Here is a 16,923-nt window from a genome sequence, read left to right as displayed (position 1 = left end):
TGTGTCGGTGGTGGGTGGCAGGGTTGGACACGTGACGGAACCAACCCAGCGGCCGCTGACCACCGAGCTCCCCCGGAAGGCACTCGACACCACTCCCACCAGCCCGTGGCCGGTTCGTGTGCTCTCGGAGAAGATCAAGGGCTACATCGACAAGATGCCGCCGGTCTGGGTCGAGGGCCAGGTGGTGCAGTTCAACCAGCGCCCCGGCTCCGGCATGCAGTGGCTGACACTCCGTGACACCGAGGCGGACGCCTCCCTGCCCGTGACGATCTTCTCGCGCGTCCTCAGCACCCTGGCGCAGCCACCGAGCGAGGGCGACCGCGTAGTGGTGCACGCCAAGCCCGTGTTCTGGACCAAACGCGGCACGCTGCAGATGCAGGCGAACGAGATCAAGGCAGTCGGCGTCGGTGAGCTGCTCGCCCGGATCGAGGCCCTGAAGAAGGTCCTCGCCGCGGAGGGTCTGTTCGATATCTCACGCAAGCGGAAGCTCCCGTTCCTGCCCGCCGTGGTGGGGCTGGTGTGCGGCCGCGAGTCCAAGGCGGAGCACGACGTCGTGGTGAACGCCCGCGCCCGCTGGCCCCAGGTCCGGTTCGAGATCCGTGAGGTGGCGGTGCAGGGCGTCAACGCGGTGCGCGAGGTGTCGAACGCGATCGCCGAGCTCGACCACGACCCCAGCGTCGACGTCATCGTCGTCGCCCGCGGCGGCGGCTCGGTCGAAGACCTGCTCCCCTTCAGCAACGAGTCGATGGTGCGTGCGGTGGCCCAGGCCAGCACGCCCCTGGTCAGCGCCATCGGTCACGAGACCGACGCGCCGCTGCTCGACCTCGTCGCCGACTACCGCGCCTCCACACCGACCGACGCCGCCAAGCGGATCGTGCCCGACGTCTCCGAGGAGCGCCTGCGGCTCACCCAGGCCCGCAGCCGGATGCGCGGGGCCGTGACGGCGATGCTCGACCGCGAGCAGCACGGTCTCGACGGCGTCCGCTCGCGCCCGGTCCTCGCCGTGCCGCAGACCATGCTGGAGTCCCGTGAGCGCGACATCGTCCAGTCGCTCCGCCACAGCCGCAATGCGCTGAACGCGCTGCTCCTGCGGGCGACCGGCGAGGTCGGGCGGCTCGGCGCCCAGGTGCGGGCGCTGTCCCCGGCGTCGACGCTGGAGCGCGGCTACGCCGTCGTGCAGCGTGCGGACGGCCACGTGGTGCGGCGGCCCGACGATGTCGAGGTCGGCGCGGGGGTGCACGTGCGCCTCGCGGAGGGTGCGCTGGACGCCAAGGTGACCGCGAGAAACTCCTAGGACGAGCGTCGCAGTAGAGGCCAGAACCTGTCCCCTTCACCTGGCAGTGTGGGCGTCATGGCAGAGGACAGCGCACTCACACCGTTCCGCATCGAGATCCCGCAGGCCGACGTCGACGAGCTGCGCGACCGGCTCGCGCGGACCCGCAGCCCGCTCCCCGTACCCGGCCGCGACGACCGTACGGACTTCAACCGCGGCATCCCGCAGACCTACCTGGCAGAGCTCGCCGAGTACTGGCGCGACGGGTTCGACTGGCGCGCGCAGGAAGCGGCCCTCAACGAGTACGAGCAGCTCACGACCGTCGTCGACGGCCAGACGTTCCACGTCGTGCACGTCCGCTCGGCCAACCCCGACGCCACCCCGCTGATCCTGAGCCACGGCTGGCCGGGCTCGTTCGTCGAGTACCAGCGGCTCGTCCCGCTGCTGACGGACAAGTTCCACGTGGTCATCCCGTCGCTGCCGGGGTTCGGGTTCTCCACGCCGCTGTCGGATACCGGCTGGGAGGTGGCCCGCACCACCGAGGCCTACGCCGAGATCATGACCCGGCTCGGCTACGAGCGGTTCGCCGCCCACGGCACCGACATCGGCGCGGGCACCACCGGCCGGCTCGCCGCGCTCTACCCGGAACGGGTCATCGGCACCCACGTGGGCAGCGACGGCAGGATGCTCGGTATGGTGGGCGACAAGTTCCCGTACCCCGAAGGGTTGTCCGAGGACGAGGTCGCGGAGATCGAGAAGATCCGCGCCGAGGACGCCGCCGAGCGGGGCTACTTCGAGATGCAGAACCACCGTCCCGACACGATCGGCGCCGCCCTGACCGACTCGCCCGTCGGCCAGCTCGCGTGGATCGCCGAGAAGTTCCAGACGTGGACCAACGGTGCGCACCAGACCCCCGGCGAGGCGGTCGACCGCGACCAGCTCCTCACCAACGTCAGCCTGTACTGGTTCACCCGCAGCGGCGCGTCGAGCGCACAGTTCTACTACGAGGCCGAGCACGCGGGCCTCGACTGGGCCGGGTCCGCAGACGTACCGGCCGCGTGGGCGGTGTTCGACACGCACCCCCTCATGCGGCGCACGATGGACCCGTGGAACGCGGCCAGCCACTGGAGCGAGTTCACCGAGGGCGGCCACTTCCCCGCGATGGAGGAGCCCGAGCTGCTGGCGAACGACATCCGCGCGTTCTTCCGCGACCTCGCCTGACATTCGCGGGCTCGCCCGACCCACCCGGACCCGCGGGACCCCGCTCAGACCCGGCGGGCCACGAACACCCATTCGAGGCCTGGCCGGTCCGGCGCGTCCAGCACCTCGTCGACCTGGAACCCGGCGGCGGCCAGCGACGCCTCGAACTCGTCCCGCTCGCGGAACCGCAGGGTCGAGACCGAGGTGACCACGTCGCCGTCGGGCAGCATGCCGGGCGGGAAGCGGTAGGAGTGCCGGAAGGTGACCAGCGGGAGCGCGACCTCCAACAGGTCGGTCCACATCTCGACGGGTCCGACGCCGGGGATGTCACGGCTCGCCGACTTGTTCTCGTGGGTCCATCCGAGCCACGCCTGCCGTGCAGGCACCCGGGTCTCGAACACGAGGCGACCGCCGGGACGGAGCGCGCCCCGCACCGCCGCGAGCGCCCGCGCCCAGTCGGCGTCGGTGCCGAAGACCTGGGCGACGTTGCCGGTCATGGTCGCCAGGTCCACGGCGAGGCCGAGCCCCGCGACGGCCTCGGCGCCGCCCTCGACCCAGGTGACGGCACCGGCACCGGGCTTGGCCCGGGCGACCTCGAGCGACGCGGCGGCGGGATCGAGGCCTGTGACGTGCAGGCCGCGGCCGGCCAGCAGGAGGGCGAGCACCCCGGTCCCGCAGCCGACGTCGAGCACGGTGCGTGCGTCGAAGCGTTCGGCGAGCCCGAGGTACAGGTCGAGGTCGCCGCGGTCGTCGTCGAAGGCGTCGTAGAGGCGCGCCAGGCGAGGGTCGACGAAGATCGGGTCGGGTGTGGTCATGCCGGAATGCTCACATGACCCAGGGGTGAGCCCAAGGACATTCGCGGCGTACAGACACGCTCGACGTTGCGTATCCGCAAGGATTCCCGTCCGGCGCTGCGACACGCGCGGAGGTCCGATCGACTGGATGCCATGACGATTCACCTGGAGCGACCGCCCAGTGCGCCGGCTGGCGCGCTGGCCGCAACCCCACACCTTTTTTCGGTATGCATACCGCAGTATGCTGATCTCATGGTCGAGAGCACACGGATCACAGTCACGCTGCCAAGTGACCAAGTCGAAGCAATGCGCGCACTCACCGACAACATCTCTGCCTTCGTCGCAGCAGCGGTCGGACACCAGGTGCGCGGCATGCTGCTGGACGAGGACCTGCGTCGGTTCGAGGCGGACCATGGGACGTTCACCGAGGAGGAGCTCGCCGAAGCACGCGCCGAGCTCGAGACCGCAGTGCGCACGGGGCGCGGCGGGGAGCACTCGTGAACGTCCAGTCCGTCGTCCTCGACGCACAGGCCCTCACACTCATGATCGAGGGCGACCGCAAGTTCTTGGCCAAGATCCGAGTCGCGCGCGACGCAGGAGCCTCTGTAGTGCTCAGCGCGAACACGATCGTGGAGGTTGGCCACGGCAAGCTCGACAAGCCGCGCTTCGACTGGGCCCTGTCTCGCGTCCGAGTCGAGGAAGTTTCTGGCGAGACCGCACGCAGCGCTGCGCTGCTCCTGAAGAACGCCAAGATGCGAGGGCACAAGCACGCGATCGACGCAACGGTCGTAGAGACGGCGATTCGTCAGCCCGGGACCACCGTGATCTACACGTCTGATCCGGACGACCTGCAGCGCCTGGGGGACGGTTTGGTCCGCACCATCCGGGTCTGACCACGGCGCCCTACTCGTGCGGACGACGTAGATTCAGTTCTCATGACAGGTGATGTGGGCGCCACGGTCGACACCTCGCTCGACGACGCGGCCGCCGTGTTCGCCACAGTGCGCCGCCGGCTGTTCGGTATCGCATACCGGATGCTCGGCTCCAGCGCCGAGGCCGAGGACGTGGTGCAGGAGACGTGGGTGCGGTGGCAGACGACGGACCGGTCGGTGGTCGTCAACCCGCAGGCGTTCCTCACGACGGCGGCCACGCGCCTGGCGATCAACGTGCTGCAGAGCGCACGGTCGCGGCGCGAGACGTACATCGGGCCGTGGCTGCCCGAGCCGGTGGACACGAGCGAGGACCCGACGCTCGGCGCCGAGCGTGCCGAGGCTCTGGACGTGGCCGTGCTGGCCCTGCTGGAGCGGCTCACGCCCACCGAGCGGGCGGCGTACGTGCTGCGCGAGGCGTTCGACTACGGGTATCCCGAGATCGCCCGGATCGTCGGGGTGTCGCCGACCGCCACCCGGCAGCTGGTGAGCCGGGCGCGCAAGCATCTTGCCGCGGAGCCGCGGAACACGGTGAGCCCCACCGAGCGCCGCGCGCTCCTCGAGGCGTTTCTCGCCGCCGCCCGGGTGGGCGACATCGAGCGGCTCGAGCGGCTGTTCGCCGAGAACGTCACGAGCCGGGCCGACAGCAACGGGACCGCGAAGCACGTCGCGCGGGTCGCGGTCACCGGCCCGTCCAAGGTGGCGCGGGTCCTGTCCTCGTTCGCCGAGATCTTCTGGGCGGGCATCACCACGCGGCCGATCGAGGTCAACGGCGAGGAGGGCATGGCGATGGAGCGGGACGGAGAGTTGATCGGCGTCCTGGCCGTCACCGCCTCCTCGGACGGCCTGCACGAGCTCATGTGGCAGCTGAACCCGGACAAGATCGACCCGTTCCGGCGGGCCCGAGCTGGTCGGGCCGCGCCGGAGGGGCCGGACGGTTCCGCTACGCCTGGGCCTTCCGCCACTGCTGGTAGCTGACCTCGCCGAGCTGGGCCGCACCGTGCGGCACGAGCTCGCCGTCCTGGAGCGGCGCGCCGAAGTACGTGGCGCTCGGGTCCGTGCGGACCGCACGCGGGTCGTCCTTCGACTCCAGGTACGTGCGCACGATCTCGTCGAAGCCGAAGGTCTCCGGCCCGGCGATCTCGATGGTCGCGTTCAGCGGCGTGCCGACGGCGGTCCGGGTCACGAAGCGGGCGACGTCGGCCGAGGCGATCGGCTGGAAGCGGACCGGAGCGATGTGCACGACGCCGTCGGCCTCCGCGGTGTCGGCGATCGAGCCGAGGAACTCGAGGAACTGCGTGGACCGGACGATCGACCAGCCGGAGCCGGACGCCTTGACGAGGTCTTCCTGCACGATCTTGGCGCGCATGTACCCGGCGTCGACCAGCTCGGCGCCGACTATCGAGAGGATCACGTGGTGCTGCACGCCGGCCGCCGCCTCGGCGTCGAGCAGGTTCTTCGTCGAGGTCCGGAAGAAGTGCGTGACGTCCTCCTCCGCGAACGAGGGTGAGTTGCTGAGGTCGACCACCACCTGGGCGCCCTCGAGCGCCTCCGCCAGGCCCTCCCCGGTCAGGGTGTTCACGCCGGTCCGCGGTGCGGCGGCCACGGCTTCGTGCCCGTGCTGCTCGAGGTTGTGCACCACTTGGCTGCCGACGAGGCCGGTGCCGCCGATGACCACGATCTTCATGGTGTGCTCCTTGGTTGTCGTGTCGTTCTACCGACGAGCCGAACGGCTCGTCATGAGTTCGACCGGGCACACGGCCGACCTGTGACGGGCCGGCTCATCGTCCGGACCGGTACGGTTCGCTCGTGACGACCATCCGACACGTCCTCTTCGACGCCGACGGTGTGCTCCAGGAGTTCCCTGGCGGCTTCTACCACGAGGCCGAGCAGCTCCTCGGCGACCGCACCCGCGAGATCCTTGCCGTCGCGTCCGCGCGGGAGCACCCGCTCCTCTCGGGCACCGACGACTTCCTGCCGGTCCTCGCCGGGGTCCTGCGGGAGTTCGACGTCGACGTGCCGGCCGCCGACCTGTACGCGGCGGTGTGGCAGAACATCGAGCCCTCAGCGGTCTCGCTCGACCTGGTCCAGCGGTTGCGCGACGCCGACTACGGCGTCCACCTCGGGACCAACCAGGTCCGGCGTCGGGCCGACCACATGCGGGCCACGCTGCCCTACGACGAGCTGTTCGACGTGAAGCTCTACTCCTGCGACCTGGGCGTGGCCAAGCCGGATCCCGCGTTCTTCCAGAAGGCCGCGACCCGTATCGGGGCCGATCCCGCCGCGATCCTGTTCATCGACGACCACTCCCCGAACGTCGAGGGCGCCCGGTCGATGGGCATGCCGGCGGTGCACTGGCGCATCCCCGAGGGGCACGACGTGCTGCTGGAGCTGCTCGCGGAGCACGGCGTCGCGCCTGCCGGGCACGACGCCTGAGCCGGCCCGGACGCGCCTACCGCTCGCGCTCGACCCTGCGCTCGTCCCACACGGGCTCTGCGGTCTCGCGCACCACGCCGTCGGACCCGAAGACGAGGTAGCGGTCGAACGAACGCGCGAACCAGCGGTCGTGCGTCACGGCCAGCACCGTCCCGTCGAACGACTCCAGGCCCTCCTGCAGCGCCTCGGCCGACTCGAGGTCGAGGTTGTCGGTGGGCTCGTCGAGCAGCAGCGCCGTCGAGCCGGCGAGCTCGAGCAGGAGGATCTGGAACCGGGCCTGCTGACCGCCGGACAACCGGTCGAAGGGCCGGTCCGCCGCCTCGGTGAGCTCGTAGCGCCGCAGCCGCGACATCGCCATGCCCTTGTTCTGCGCGTGGTCCTCCCACAGGATGTCGAGCAGCGTGCGGCCGAACAGCTCCGGGTGCGCGTGCGTCTGCGCGAAGTGCCCGGCGGCCACTCTCGCCCCGAGCTTCCACGAGCCCGTGTGGGCGACGTCCCCGCCGGCGAGCAGCCGCAGGAAGTGGGACTTGCCCGACCCGTTCGACCCCAGCACCGCGACCCGCTCGCCGTAGAAGACCTCCAGGTCGAACGGCTTCATGAGCCCGGTGAGCTCGAGCCCCACGCAGGTCACGGCGCGCAGGCCGGTGCGCCCGCCGCGCAGCTTCATCGAGATGTCCTGCTCGCGCGGGGGCTCCGGCGGGGGCCCGGCCTCCTCGTACTTCCGCAGCCGCGTCTGCGCCGCCCGGTACCTCGACGCCATGTCGGGGCTGCTCGCCGCCTGGTTCCGCAGCGTCAGGACCAGCTTCTTGAGCTGCGCGTGCTTCTCGTCCCAGCGGCGGCGCAGCTCCTCGAACCGCGCGAACCGCTCACGGCGCGCGTCATGGAACGTGGCGAACCCGCCGCCGTGCACCCAGGCGTCGGCGCCGGCCGGGCTCGGTTCCAGCGACACGATCCGGTCCGCCGCGCGCGACAGCAGCTCCCGGTCGTGCGACACGAACAGGATGGTCTTCTTGGTGGCCTTGAGCTGCGCCTCCAGCCAGCGCTTGCCCGGAACGTCCAGGTAGTTGTCCGGCTCGTCGAGCAGCAGCACCTCGTCCGTGCCGCGCAGCAGCGCCTCCAGCACGAGCCGCTTCTGCTCGCCGCCCGACATGGTCCGCACCTCGCGGAACTGTGCCCTGTCGTAGGGCAGGCCGAGCGCGGCCATCGTGCAGACGTCCCACAGGGTCTCGGCCTCGTACCCGCGAACCTCCGCCCAGTCCGACAGCGCCTGCGCGTAGGCCATCTGGGCGGCCTCGTCGTCGACGGTCAGCATCGCGTGCTCCGCCTCGTCGACGGCGCGCGCCACCTCGCGCAGGCGGGGTGCGGACACGGACACCAGCAGGTCACGCACGGTCGTCTCGTCACGCACCGAGCCGACGAACTGCCGCATCACGCCGAGCCCGCCGCTCACCGCCACGGAGCCCCCGTGCGGGGTCAGCTCACCGGTGATGATGCGCAGCAAGGTGGTCTTGCCCGCGCCGTTCGGCCCCACGATCGCCGTCGCGCTGCCCTCACCCACCCGGAACGAGACGTCGCCCAGGAGGGTCCGGCCATCCGGCAGGTGGTATTCGGCGTGCGCTACTTCGAGATGGCCCATGGGTCACCATGGTCCGACGTCGGACCGGCCAGGACCAAACTGTTTCGCGGAACCGACGCCGGGGAACCAGCTCTCGGACGCGCGGCGACCTACCTGTGGACGGAGTCCGCAGATGTCGGTGGCGTGCTGTTGACTGTTCCCGTGAGTACAGATGCTGTGACTGATGCCGGCACCGATCCGGCGAAGGACGCCCCTGACGTTGCGACTCTCAGCTACGAGCGGGCGCGCGACGAGCTCGTGCAGGTAGTCAGCCGTCTGGAGACCGGTGGGGAGCCGCTGGAGGCGTCGCTCGCGCTCTGGGAGCGCGGCGAGGCCCTGGCTGCTCGCTGCCAGGAGTGGCTCGACGGCGCCCGCGAGCGCCTCGCCGCCGCGCAGAACGGGTCTGCCGAGTCGCCGGAGGGCGCCGAGTGAGCGCGTACGTCCTCGCCGTTGGCGAGGCTCTGGTGGACGAGGTGCGTCGCCCGGACGGGTCCGCCGCCGAGCATCCCGGTGGCAGCATCGCCAACGTGGCGCTCACGCTGGGCCGCCTGGACCGGGAGGTCCGGCTCGCGACCTGGCTCGGCGCCGACGCGCGGGGCGATCTGGTGCGCGACTGGCTCGCCGAGTCGGGCGTCGAGCTCGTACAGGGCAGCGACGGTGCGGAGCGCACCAGCGTCGCGGTGGCCACGCTGGACGACGGCGGCTCTGCCACCTACGACTTCGACCTGACCTGGCAGGTGCCGGCCCAGGCGATGCCGGGCGGGGCCACCAGCGCCGAGGCGAGCGCCCAGGTCGGCGGCAGCGACGCGCTCGCCGTGCACACCGGCTCGATCGCGGCGCTGCTCGAGCCGGGTGCCGGGCAGGTGCGGCAGGTCCTCGAGTCCGCGAGGACGACGTCGACCACCACGTACGACCCGAACGCACGCCCCGCGATCATGGGCTCCGCCGACGAGGTACGCCCGCGCGTCGAAGCGCTGGTGGACCTGTCCGACGTGGTCAAGGTGAGCGACGAGGACCTGGCCTGGCTCTACCCGGGTTCGGACCCGGTGGCGGTCGCGCGCGACTGGCAGCGCGGCACGCCCGCGCTCGTGGTGGTCACCTTCGGCGGCAAGGGCGCCGTAGCGGTGTCCGACGCCGGTGTGGTCGAGGCCGTGGCCCCCCAGGTCGAGGTGGTCGACACCGTGGGGGCCGGTGACTCGTTCATGGGCGCCCTGATCGACGGGCTGTGGGAGCACGAGCTGCTGGGCGCCGACCGGCGGGACGCGCTGAACGCCGTCGACCCGGCGACCGTCCAGCAGATCGTCGACCGCTGCTGCACCGTCGCAGCCATCACCGTGTCCCGTGCGGGAGCCAACCCGCCCAGCCGAATGGAGATCGCATGAGCCCGGACCGGGTTCCTACCCAGCTCACACCGCGGGAGGCCTGGGCGCAGCTCCGCGCCGGTAACGACCGGTTCGTCGCCGGCACGCCCGCGCACCCGTCCCAGAACGCCGACCGGCGCCGCGAGCTGCGGGCCACGCAGCACCCGCACACGGTGATCTTCGGCTGCTCGGACTCGCGGGTCGCCGCCGAGATCATCTTCGACCAGGGTCTTGGTGACATGTTCGTGGTCCGCACCGCCGGGCACGTCGTGGACACCACGGTGATCGGCTCGATCGAGTACGGGGTCGACCTGCTCGGCGCGCCCCTCGTCGTCGTGCTGGGCCACGACTCGTGCGGCGCCGTGGCCGCTGCCGCGCACACCCTCGCGACGGGCGAGCAGCCGGGCGGGTTCGTGCGCGCGGTGGTGGACCGGGTGCTCCCCTCGATCGTCAGCATCACCTCGGGCGACCCGGCCAAGACGATGGAGGCGCTGGCGGACCAGGACGTGCTGCGCCGCGAGCACGTGAAGCACACCGTCGGGATGCTGCACAGCTACTCGGCCGGCCTGGCCCGAGCGGTCGAGGAGGGCCGGTGCGCGGTGGTCGGCCTCGAGTACGACCTCGACGACGGCAGCGCGCGCATGGTCAACGTGATCGGGGACATCGGCGAGGTGCCGGCGCCCGCGTGACGGGAGTCACGCGCTCGGGTGCGTCGGCGGGGCGAGGCTGCGGCACGATAGATCCATGACTGCTGACACCGTCGTCCCTTCGCACTCTCCCGAGTCCGGCGACACGACCGAATACCGCATCGAGCACGACACCATGGGTGAGGTCCGTGTCCCGGCGAACGCCCTGTACCGCGCGCAGACGCAGCGGGCCGTCGAGAACTTCCCCATCTCCGGCACCCCGCTCGAGCGTGCGCACATCGAGGCCCTGGCGCGGGTGAAGAAGGCCGCCGCCACCGCGAACGCTGAGCTCGGCGTGCTCGACCAGGACATCGCCGCCGCCATCGTCGCCGCCGCAGACGAGGTCGCCTCGGGCAAGCACGACAGCCACTTCCCGATCGACGTCTTCCAGACCGGCTCGGGCACGTCGTCGAACATGAACACCAACGAGGTCCTCGCGACGCTCGCCACCGCCGCGCTCGGCCGGGACGTGCACCCGAACGACCACGTGAACGCGTCGCAGTCGTCGAACGACGTGTTCCCGACCTCTGTGCACGTCGCCGCGACGTCCGGTGTCGTGAACGACCTGATCCCCGCGCTGACCCACCTGGCGGAGGCGCTCCAGGCGAAGTCCGACGAGTATGCGACGGTGGTGAAGTCCGGCCGCACGCACCTCATGGACGCCACCCCGGTCACGCTCGGCCAGGAGTTCGGCGGGTACGCCGCGGCGATCCGCTACGGCGTCGAGCGGCTCCAGGCCGCGCTCCCCCGCGCCGCCGAGGTCCCGCTCGGCGGCACGGCCGTCGGCACCGGCATCAACACGCCGGCCGGATTCCCGCAGCGCGTCATCGCGCTGCTCGCCGAGGACACCGGCCTGCCGCTGACCGAGGCTCGTGACCACTTCGAGGCGCAGTCCGCCCGGGACGGCCTGGTCGAGCTGTCCGGTGCGCTGCGGACCATCGCGGTCTCCGTGACGAAGATCTGCAACGACCTGCGCTGGATGGGCTCCGGTCCCAACACGGGCCTCGGCGAGATCGCCCTGCCGGACCTGCAGCCGGGCTCCTCGATCATGCCCGGCAAGGTCAACCCGGTCATCCCTGAGGCTGTGCTCATGGTGTGCGCGCGCGTCATTGGCAACGACGCCACGGTGGCGTGGGCCGGCGCGACCGGGAGCTTCGAGCTCAACGTGCAGATCCCGGTGATCGCGCAGGGCGTGCTCGAGTCGATCCGGCTGCTGTCGAACTCCTCGCGCGTGCTGGCCGACAAGACCGTCACCGGCATCACCGCGAACGTCGAGCGTGCTCGCGCGCTCGCCGAGTCGTCGCCGTCGATCGTGACTCCGCTGAACCGGGTGATCGGCTACGAGGCCGCCGCGAAGGTCGCCAAGACCGCCGTCAAGGAGGGCATCACGGTGCGTCAGGCCGTGCTCGACCTGGGCTTCGTCGAGCGGGGTGAGCTCACCGAGGAGCAGCTAGACACCGCGCTGGACGTGCTGTCGATGACCCGTCCGCCGCAGGCCTGATCAAACCGCGGGCCTGACCAAACCGCTGGTCGAGCAAAACCGCTGGCCAAGCTTGTCGAGACCCGGGTCTCGACAAGCTCGACCAGCGACACGAGCTCGACCAGCGACGGCCGTGGACGGGTCAGGAGACGGGAGCCTCGGCGGCCGGGGCGGCCTCCTTGTCGGCGTCGCTCGACAGGAGGATGAACGCCGCGGCGGCGACACCGACCGTCGCGACGGTGGCGACCGTCGCGGCGATCGCCACCTGGGTCGCGACGGTGGCCACGCCCCACTCGCTGCCTGCGATCTCCTCGGCCCGCTCCTCGGCGGCCTTGCGCTGCTCCTTGCCGACCAGACCGGACACCAGGCCGGACCCGTGCAGCAGGGAGATCAGGGTGGCGGTGCGCTCGTCGGGCTCGGCACCCTCGAGGAGGACCTTCGTGAGGTTGGCGCGCAGCGCGACCTCGTGGCTCGAGTCAGCGGCGGGCCAGCGGGTGATCGGGAGCATCCGGAAGAGCCTGGACTCCTCCTTCTCGAGGATCCCGCGCTCGGCGAGGGCCGCCAGCAGGTTGTCCTCCGCCTTGTCGGAGATGGCCTCGACGATCTTCCGCGCCGGCGCCTCGGGGGTGTCGAGCACGGCCTGCAGGGCGGCGTCGAGGGCCACGTGGCCGGTCGGGGCGTTGTCGGTGACGAGGATCGTGGTGTCCCCGGCCTTCTCGCGCTCCTCCTTGGTCGCGCCGGCCTCCGGCGCACCTCGCATGAGGGTCTTGTTCGCGGCAGCGAGGTCGGCCAGGAGCGCGCCCGCGAGGCGAACACCCAGGTTGTCGACGTTGGCGGTCTTGCCCGTCTCGTCATCGACGGCGAGCAGCAGGAAGTCTTCAGCAATCAGCATGGGGCGATGCTATATCCGACAAGGGAGACACACCCCAATTGAGACGCGCGCTGAGAAAGCGGAGTGTCGGCAACAACTCTTCTTTGGTTAGGCTTACCTAATTCTGCTACTGTCTGCTGTGCACGCACGAGTGGCGCGCCGCCGGACTGCGGGGCTGGGGGGTTCCGTCCGGCGGCACGCCTCTCCCGTGCCAGGAGTTCACGCACGTGCCAGAAGCTCAGGCCACCGAAGGTGACCTGAGCTTCTGACATGTCGGGGTCCGGGTACGCCGGCGGGCCGGTCAGACCTCCAGACGCTCCAGCATGTCGGTCACCAGCGCCGCGACCGGAGAGCGCTCCGACCGGGTCAGGGTGACGTGCGCGAAGAGCGGGTGGCCCTTGAGCGCCTCGATGACCGCGGCGACGCCGTCGTGCCGCCCGACCCGCAGGTTGTCGCGCTGCGCGACGTCGTGGGTGAGCACCACGCGCGAGCTCTGGCCGATCCGCGACAGCACCGTCAGCAGGACGTTCCGCTCGAGCGACTGAGCCTCGTCCACGATGACGAACGAGTCGTGCAGCGACCGCCCGCGGATGTGGGTGAGCGGCAGCACCTCGAGCATGTCGCGCTCGATGACCTCGTCCACCACGGCGGGCGAGACCAGCGCACCGAGCGTGTCGTAGACGGCCTGCGACCACGGGTTCATCTTCTCGGACTCGGAGCCGGGCAGGTAGCCCAGCTCCTGCCCGCCCACCGCGTACAGCGGCCGGAACACGACCACCTTGCGGTGCTGCTGCCGCTCCAGCACCGACTCCAGGCCGGCGCACAGGGCGAGCGCCGACTTACCGGTGCCGGCCCTGCCACCGAGCGAGACGATCCCGATCTCCTGGTCCAGCAGCAGGTCGATCGCCACGCGCTGCTCGGCCGAGCGGCCGTGGACCCCGAACACGTCCTGGTCACCACGGACCAGCCGCACGCGCTTGTCCGCCGTCACCCGCCCGAGCGCGGAACCGCCCGGCGAGTGCACCACCATGCCCGTGTGCACCAGCAGCGGAGAGGCCGCCTCGACGGTCGCCGGGTCAAGGCTCGCGATCTCGACCGCGTCGTTCTCCCAGAGTGAGCCCATCTGCTCGTCGGAGAGGTCGATCTCGCGCATGCCGGTCCAGCCCGAGTCCACCGCGAGCTCGGCCCGGTACTCCTCGGCAGGCAGGCCGACGGCGGACGCCTTCACCCGCATCGGGAGGTCCTTGGAGACCACCGTGACGCTGTTGCCCTCGGCCGCGAGGTTGGCGGCCACCGCGAGGATCCGGGTGTCGTTGTCGCCGAGCCGGAAGCCGGCCGGCAGGACCGTCGGGTCCACGTGGTTGAGCTCCACCCGCAGAGTTCCGTCCGTGTCCCCCACGGGAACCGGTGAGTCGAGGCGGCCGTGCTGAACCCGCAGCCCGTCCAGCATCCGCAGGGCGCTCCGGGCGAAGTACCCGAGCTCGGGGTGGTGCCGCTTGGCCTCCAGCTCCGTGATCACGACGATCGGGAGTACGACGTCGTGCTCCGCGAACCGCAACATCGCCTTCGGATCACTCAACAGCACAGACGTGTCGATGACGAAGGTCCTGCGCTCGTCACCGGCTGCGCCGGGAGTGGCGTCGGCACTCTGGTCGGTCGGACGGGTGGTGTGTGCGGAATGGCTCACTGCGGTTCTCCCTCCGGCGCCGAAACGCCGTGACAGTCACGTCGCTACCTGGCGGGCACCGCCTGTCGGCGGAACCGACCCGGACGAACCGGGACTGGTGGATGGGCCGGGTGACCGACTCGGTACGCCGCGGCGTGGCGCAGAGCCGGGACCGGCCCTTCTCCACGGAGCGAGCACTCCATAGGTTGGCCTCCCGAAGGGGCGACTGGGTGCCGTCCCTCACAGTGGAAACTACGCGCACTGCCATCCCCTGACCAGACCCTCGCCCCGGCGGGTCGCAAGTTGTCACGAACTGTTCACACGCTGGCAATGGGTTGACCTTGGCACCAAGGAATAGCAAAACTCGCCGGGAGGCGCGCCGTAACGGCAGGATGGGACGCATGGCTTCCTTCGCTGTCCTCCTCCGCGCCGTCAACGTCGGACCGAGCCTGCGCGTGACGTCCGCCGACCTGCTGGCCGCCGCCGAGGCCGCCGGGCTCGGAGCCGCCCGCACGCTCCTGAACAGCGGCAACCTCGTGGTCGCGGCAGGCACCTCCGGCGCCACCGAGGCCGCCGACGTCGCGCGCCTCGTGCAGGACCGGCTCGGCGAGTCCATCGGCCAGGACGTCTCCGCCGTCGGACTGAGCGCCGCAGAGCTCGACGCGATAGCCGCGGCGAACCCCTTCCCCGGCGCCGCACGGGACCATCCGTCGCACCTCCAGGTGCACGTGCCGTTCGGCGACCTGGACGAGGCCGGCATCGCCCGGCTCGACCTGGCCAACGCCGGCCGGGAGATGCTCGCGACCGGCGCAGGGGTCCTGTACGTGCACTACGTGGACGGGATCGGCCGGTCGAAGCTCACGCCGAAGGCCGTCGACCAGGCGGTCGGCGCGCCGACCACTGCCCGGAACTGGAACACGATCACCAAGCTGCGGACGGCGTGTGCCGGGCTCGCCTCGAGATAGCCCTGTCGAGGCACCTGGCGGGGCGGATCGTGACCCAGGTCTCACCGTCCGCACTCCCAGACGCGGCTCAGGCAAGGCCGTGGCAGGGTGGCACGGCAGGTAGGGTAAAACTCAGGTGTGCCGGGAAGTCTGGTCGGCGTGGACCGGGTCGACCGGTCCTTCTCTGACGACCCGCAAAGCCGAGAGGACACGCGTTGAACCCTGACGCCACCGCACCCACCCGAACCCAGCGTCTCCGGACCTGGGCCGCCCGAGAGACCACGGGCGGTGCACTCCTCATCGGGGCGGCGTTCCTCGCCCTGCTGTGGGCCAACTCCCCCTGGCGGGAGGCCTACCAGGCGCTGTCCGAGACCGTGATCGGGCCGGCCGCGCTCGGACCGCTGCCGGTGCACCTCGACCTGTCCCTCAGCACCTGGGCCGCCGACGGGTTGCTCGCGATCTTCTTCTTCGTGGTGGGCGTTGAGCTCAAGCAGGAGTTCGTCGCCGGAAGCCTGCGCAACCCGAAGGAAGCCGGCGTCCCGATGATCGCGGCGGTCGGCGGCATGGCCGTTCCCGCCCTGGTCTACGTCGGCGTCGTCCTGGCGCTCGGCGACCCCAGCGCCCTGCACGGCTGGGCCATCCCCAGCGCAACCGACATCGCGTTCGCGGTCGGGGTCCTCGCGATCTTCGGGCGAGGCCTACCGATAGCGATCCGGACCTTCCTGCTCACGCTCGCCGTGGTGGACGACCTGCTCGCGATCATCGTCATCGCGATCTTCTACACCAGCGAGATCCACTGGCTGGCACTGCTGGGCACGCTCGTCTGCGTCGCGCTGTTCCTGTGGCACGTCCGGTCCCGCAAGCCCCACTGGTTCGTCCTGCTGCCGCTCGCCGCCGTGGCCTGGGCCCTGATGCACGCGTCCGGCGTGCACGCGACCATCGCGGGCGTGCTGCTCGGCTTCACCGTGCCGGCGCTCGCCCTGCACGGCGAGGCGAAGTCGCGCACCACCCAGTACGAGCACCGGATCAAGCCGCTGTCGTCCGGTATCGCACTGCCCGTGTTCGCGTTCTTCGCCGCGGGCGTCTCCCTGGTGGACGGCGACGGGCCCGGTGCCGTGATCGGCCAGCCGGTCGTCGCGGCGATCGCCGCCGGTCTCATCCTGGGCAAGCTCCTCGGCGTGCTCGGGACCACGGCACTGCTCACCCGGCTCACACCGCTGCGCCTGCCCGACGGTATCGGCGTGCGTGACCTGCTGCCCGTCGGGTTCCTGGCCGGCATCGGGTTCACCGTGTCGCTGCTGATCAGCGAGCTGTCCTTCGGCGACTCGGAGCACACCGACGGGGCCAAGATCGCGATCCTCGGCGCTTCGGTGCTCGCCGCGATCCTCGGCGCGATCTCGCTGCGCTGGGACGCCCGCCGCGCCCGCTCGTCCGACATGAACCTCGACGGCCGGGCCGACGAGGTCCGCGAGTACATCGGCGACGCCAAGGACCGCGAGAGCTGACCCTGCGCCGGCCGGGCTGGTCGAGACCAGGCCGATCCCCCGCTGGTCGAGCCCCGCGGGGGGGGGGGGGGGGGTGCGGGGGGGGGGGCGGGGGGGGGACGGCGCGCGGGGGCGGGAGGGACGGCAATAACCAGTTCTCGCCGGGGGGGCGCTGCAGGACAGT

17 protein-coding genes are annotated in these 16,923 nt (G+C 71.1%); 12 read left to right on the top strand and 5 right to left on the bottom strand.

Annotation, left to right across the window (positions count from 1 at the left end; translation table 11 throughout):
- Window positions 1-31 precede the first annotated feature (31 nt).
- Both xseA and AB0F40_RS09495 read left to right on the top strand, forming a co-directional pair.
- Complete coding sequence (gene xseA, locus AB0F40_RS09500; protein WP_357466026.1) at window positions 32-1,294, top strand: exodeoxyribonuclease VII large subunit; 1,263 nt, start codon at window positions 32-34, stop codon at window positions 1,292-1,294.
- Between the two features lie 57 nt (window positions 1,295-1,351).
- Window positions 1,352-2,494 carry an epoxide hydrolase family protein gene (locus AB0F40_RS09495; RefSeq protein ID WP_357466024.1) on the top strand — a complete coding sequence of 381 codons (1,143 nt, stop codon included), beginning with the start codon at window positions 1,352-1,354 and terminating at the stop codon, window positions 2,492-2,494.
- Between the two features lie 44 nt (window positions 2,495-2,538).
- Here AB0F40_RS09495 and AB0F40_RS09490 read toward each other — a convergent pair whose 3' ends face one another.
- The gene (locus AB0F40_RS09490) at window positions 2,539-3,288 is read right to left on the bottom strand and encodes a class I SAM-dependent methyltransferase (RefSeq protein ID WP_357466022.1); all 750 of its coding nucleotides are present in this window, start codon (window positions 3,286-3,288) and stop codon (window positions 2,539-2,541) included.
- Window positions 3,289-3,519: 231 nt separating this feature from the next.
- Between AB0F40_RS09490 and AB0F40_RS09485 the strand changes: the two genes are divergently transcribed.
- The 3 genes from AB0F40_RS09485 to sigJ are packed head-to-tail and all read left to right on the top strand — an operon-like array spanning window position 3,520 to window position 5,174.
- Window positions 3,520-3,768, top strand: coding sequence for a hypothetical protein (locus AB0F40_RS09485; protein ID WP_357466020.1), 249 nt, complete (start codon window positions 3,520-3,522; stop codon window positions 3,766-3,768).
- The gene (locus AB0F40_RS09480; RefSeq protein WP_357466018.1) at window positions 3,765-4,160 is read left to right on the top strand and encodes a hypothetical protein; all 396 of its coding nucleotides are present in this window, start codon (window positions 3,765-3,767) and stop codon (window positions 4,158-4,160) included. Before AB0F40_RS09485 ends, AB0F40_RS09480 begins: the two co-directional genes overlap by 4 nt.
- Window positions 4,161-4,202: 42 nt before the next feature.
- Window positions 4,203-5,174, top strand: coding sequence for an RNA polymerase sigma factor SigJ (gene sigJ / locus AB0F40_RS09475; RefSeq protein ID WP_357466016.1), 972 nt, complete (start codon window positions 4,203-4,205; stop codon window positions 5,172-5,174).
- On the opposite strand, the gene AB0F40_RS09470 is transcribed toward sigJ, so the two are convergent.
- A complete protein-coding gene (locus AB0F40_RS09470) occupies window positions 5,140-5,883 on the bottom strand; it encodes an SDR family oxidoreductase (RefSeq protein WP_357466014.1) in 744 nt (247 codons plus the stop codon). The genes sigJ and AB0F40_RS09470 overlap by 35 nt on opposite strands.
- Before the next feature lie 122 nt (window positions 5,884-6,005).
- Here AB0F40_RS09470 and AB0F40_RS09465 point away from each other — a divergent pair, with 122 nt between their 5' ends.
- Window positions 6,006-6,632, top strand: coding sequence for an HAD-IA family hydrolase (locus AB0F40_RS09465; protein ID WP_357466012.1), 627 nt, complete (start codon window positions 6,006-6,008; stop codon window positions 6,630-6,632).
- Window positions 6,633-6,648: 16 nt separating this feature from the next.
- Here the strand turns inward: AB0F40_RS09465 and AB0F40_RS09460 are convergent, their stop codons facing one another.
- The gene (locus AB0F40_RS09460) at window positions 6,649-8,268 is read right to left on the bottom strand and encodes an ATP-binding cassette domain-containing protein (protein ID WP_357466009.1); all 1,620 of its coding nucleotides are present in this window, start codon (window positions 8,266-8,268) and stop codon (window positions 6,649-6,651) included.
- 141 nt (window positions 8,269-8,409) lie between these two features.
- Here AB0F40_RS09460 and AB0F40_RS09455 point away from each other — a divergent pair, with 141 nt between their 5' ends.
- Genes AB0F40_RS09455 through AB0F40_RS09440 form a run of 4 tightly spaced genes read left to right on the top strand, consistent with a single transcriptional unit; the run spans window position 8,410 to window position 11,795 of the window.
- Window positions 8,410-8,679, top strand: a complete 270-nt coding sequence (locus AB0F40_RS09455; protein WP_357466007.1) for an exodeoxyribonuclease VII small subunit — start codon at window positions 8,410-8,412, stop codon at window positions 8,677-8,679.
- Window positions 8,676-9,629, top strand: a complete 954-nt coding sequence (locus AB0F40_RS09450; protein WP_357466005.1) for a carbohydrate kinase — start codon at window positions 8,676-8,678, stop codon at window positions 9,627-9,629. The genes AB0F40_RS09455 and AB0F40_RS09450 overlap by 4 nt, the downstream gene beginning before the upstream one ends.
- Complete coding sequence (locus tag AB0F40_RS09445; protein ID WP_357466003.1) at window positions 9,626-10,297, top strand: carbonic anhydrase; 672 nt, start codon at window positions 9,626-9,628, stop codon at window positions 10,295-10,297. Before AB0F40_RS09450 ends, AB0F40_RS09445 begins: the two co-directional genes overlap by 4 nt.
- A gap of 55 nt (window positions 10,298-10,352) precedes the next feature.
- Window positions 10,353-11,795 (top strand): class II fumarate hydratase, encoded by a 1,443-nt coding sequence (locus AB0F40_RS09440; RefSeq protein WP_357466001.1) that lies wholly within the window; start codon window positions 10,353-10,355, stop codon window positions 11,793-11,795.
- Window positions 11,796-11,916: 121 nt separating this feature from the next.
- Here the strand turns inward: AB0F40_RS09440 and AB0F40_RS09435 are convergent, their stop codons facing one another.
- Together AB0F40_RS09435 and AB0F40_RS09430 are read right to left on the bottom strand one after the other, a co-directional pair.
- Window positions 11,917-12,666, bottom strand: a complete 750-nt coding sequence (locus tag AB0F40_RS09435) for a GPP34 family phosphoprotein (protein WP_357465999.1) — start codon at window positions 12,664-12,666, stop codon at window positions 11,917-11,919.
- A 280-nt stretch (window positions 12,667-12,946) separates the two neighbouring features.
- The gene (locus tag AB0F40_RS09430; protein ID WP_357466180.1) at window positions 12,947-14,242 is read right to left on the bottom strand and encodes a PhoH family protein; all 1,296 of its coding nucleotides are present in this window, start codon (window positions 14,240-14,242) and stop codon (window positions 12,947-12,949) included.
- A gap of 470 nt (window positions 14,243-14,712) precedes the next feature.
- Between AB0F40_RS09430 and AB0F40_RS09425 the strand changes: the two genes are divergently transcribed.
- Together AB0F40_RS09425 and nhaA are read left to right on the top strand one after the other, a co-directional pair.
- A complete protein-coding gene (locus AB0F40_RS09425) occupies window positions 14,713-15,276 on the top strand; it encodes a DUF1697 domain-containing protein (protein ID WP_357465997.1) in 564 nt (187 codons plus the stop codon).
- 194 nt (window positions 15,277-15,470) lie between these two features.
- Window positions 15,471-16,760: a Na+/H+ antiporter NhaA gene (gene nhaA, locus AB0F40_RS09420; protein ID WP_357465995.1), complete on the top strand. Its 1,290-nt coding sequence runs from the start codon at window positions 15,471-15,473 to the stop codon at window positions 16,758-16,760.
- Window positions 16,761-16,923 lie beyond the last annotated feature (163 nt).

Origin of the sequence: Promicromonospora sp. NPDC023987, assembly GCF_040639055.1 — a bacterium.
Classification (GTDB): Bacteria; Actinomycetota; Actinomycetes; order Actinomycetales; family Cellulomonadaceae; genus Promicromonospora.
The sequence above is the reverse complement of the archived record's forward strand: the minus strand, read 5'-3'. Positions and strand labels throughout refer to the sequence as shown.

Bases quoted from the DNA above. Each gene is read 5' to 3' on its own strand.
- AB0F40_RS09435 (WP_357465999.1), bottom strand. From the start codon at position 12,666: ATGCTGATTGCTGAAGACTTCCTGCTGCTCGCCGTCGATGACGAGACG.
- AB0F40_RS09485 (WP_357466020.1), top strand. From the start codon at position 3,520: ATGGTCGAGAGCACACGGATCACAGTCACGCTGCCAAGTGACCAAGTC.
- AB0F40_RS09490 (WP_357466022.1), bottom strand. From the start codon at position 3,288: ATGACCACACCCGACCCGATCTTCGTCGACCCTCGCCTGGCGCGCCTC.
- AB0F40_RS09440 (WP_357466001.1), top strand. From the start codon at position 10,353: ATGACTGCTGACACCGTCGTCCCTTCGCACTCTCCCGAGTCCGGCGAC.
- AB0F40_RS09495 (WP_357466024.1), top strand. From the start codon at position 1,352: ATGGCAGAGGACAGCGCACTCACACCGTTCCGCATCGAGATCCCGCAG.
- AB0F40_RS09425 (WP_357465997.1), top strand. From the start codon at position 14,713: ATGGCTTCCTTCGCTGTCCTCCTCCGCGCCGTCAACGTCGGACCGAGC.
- AB0F40_RS09445 (WP_357466003.1), top strand. From the start codon at position 9,626: ATGAGCCCGGACCGGGTTCCTACCCAGCTCACACCGCGGGAGGCCTGG.
- sigJ (WP_357466016.1), top strand. From the start codon at position 4,203: ATGACAGGTGATGTGGGCGCCACGGTCGACACCTCGCTCGACGACGCG.
- AB0F40_RS09460 (WP_357466009.1), bottom strand. From the start codon at position 8,268: ATGGGCCATCTCGAAGTAGCGCACGCCGAATACCACCTGCCGGATGGC.
- AB0F40_RS09470 (WP_357466014.1), bottom strand. From the start codon at position 5,883: ATGAAGATCGTGGTCATCGGCGGCACCGGCCTCGTCGGCAGCCAAGTG.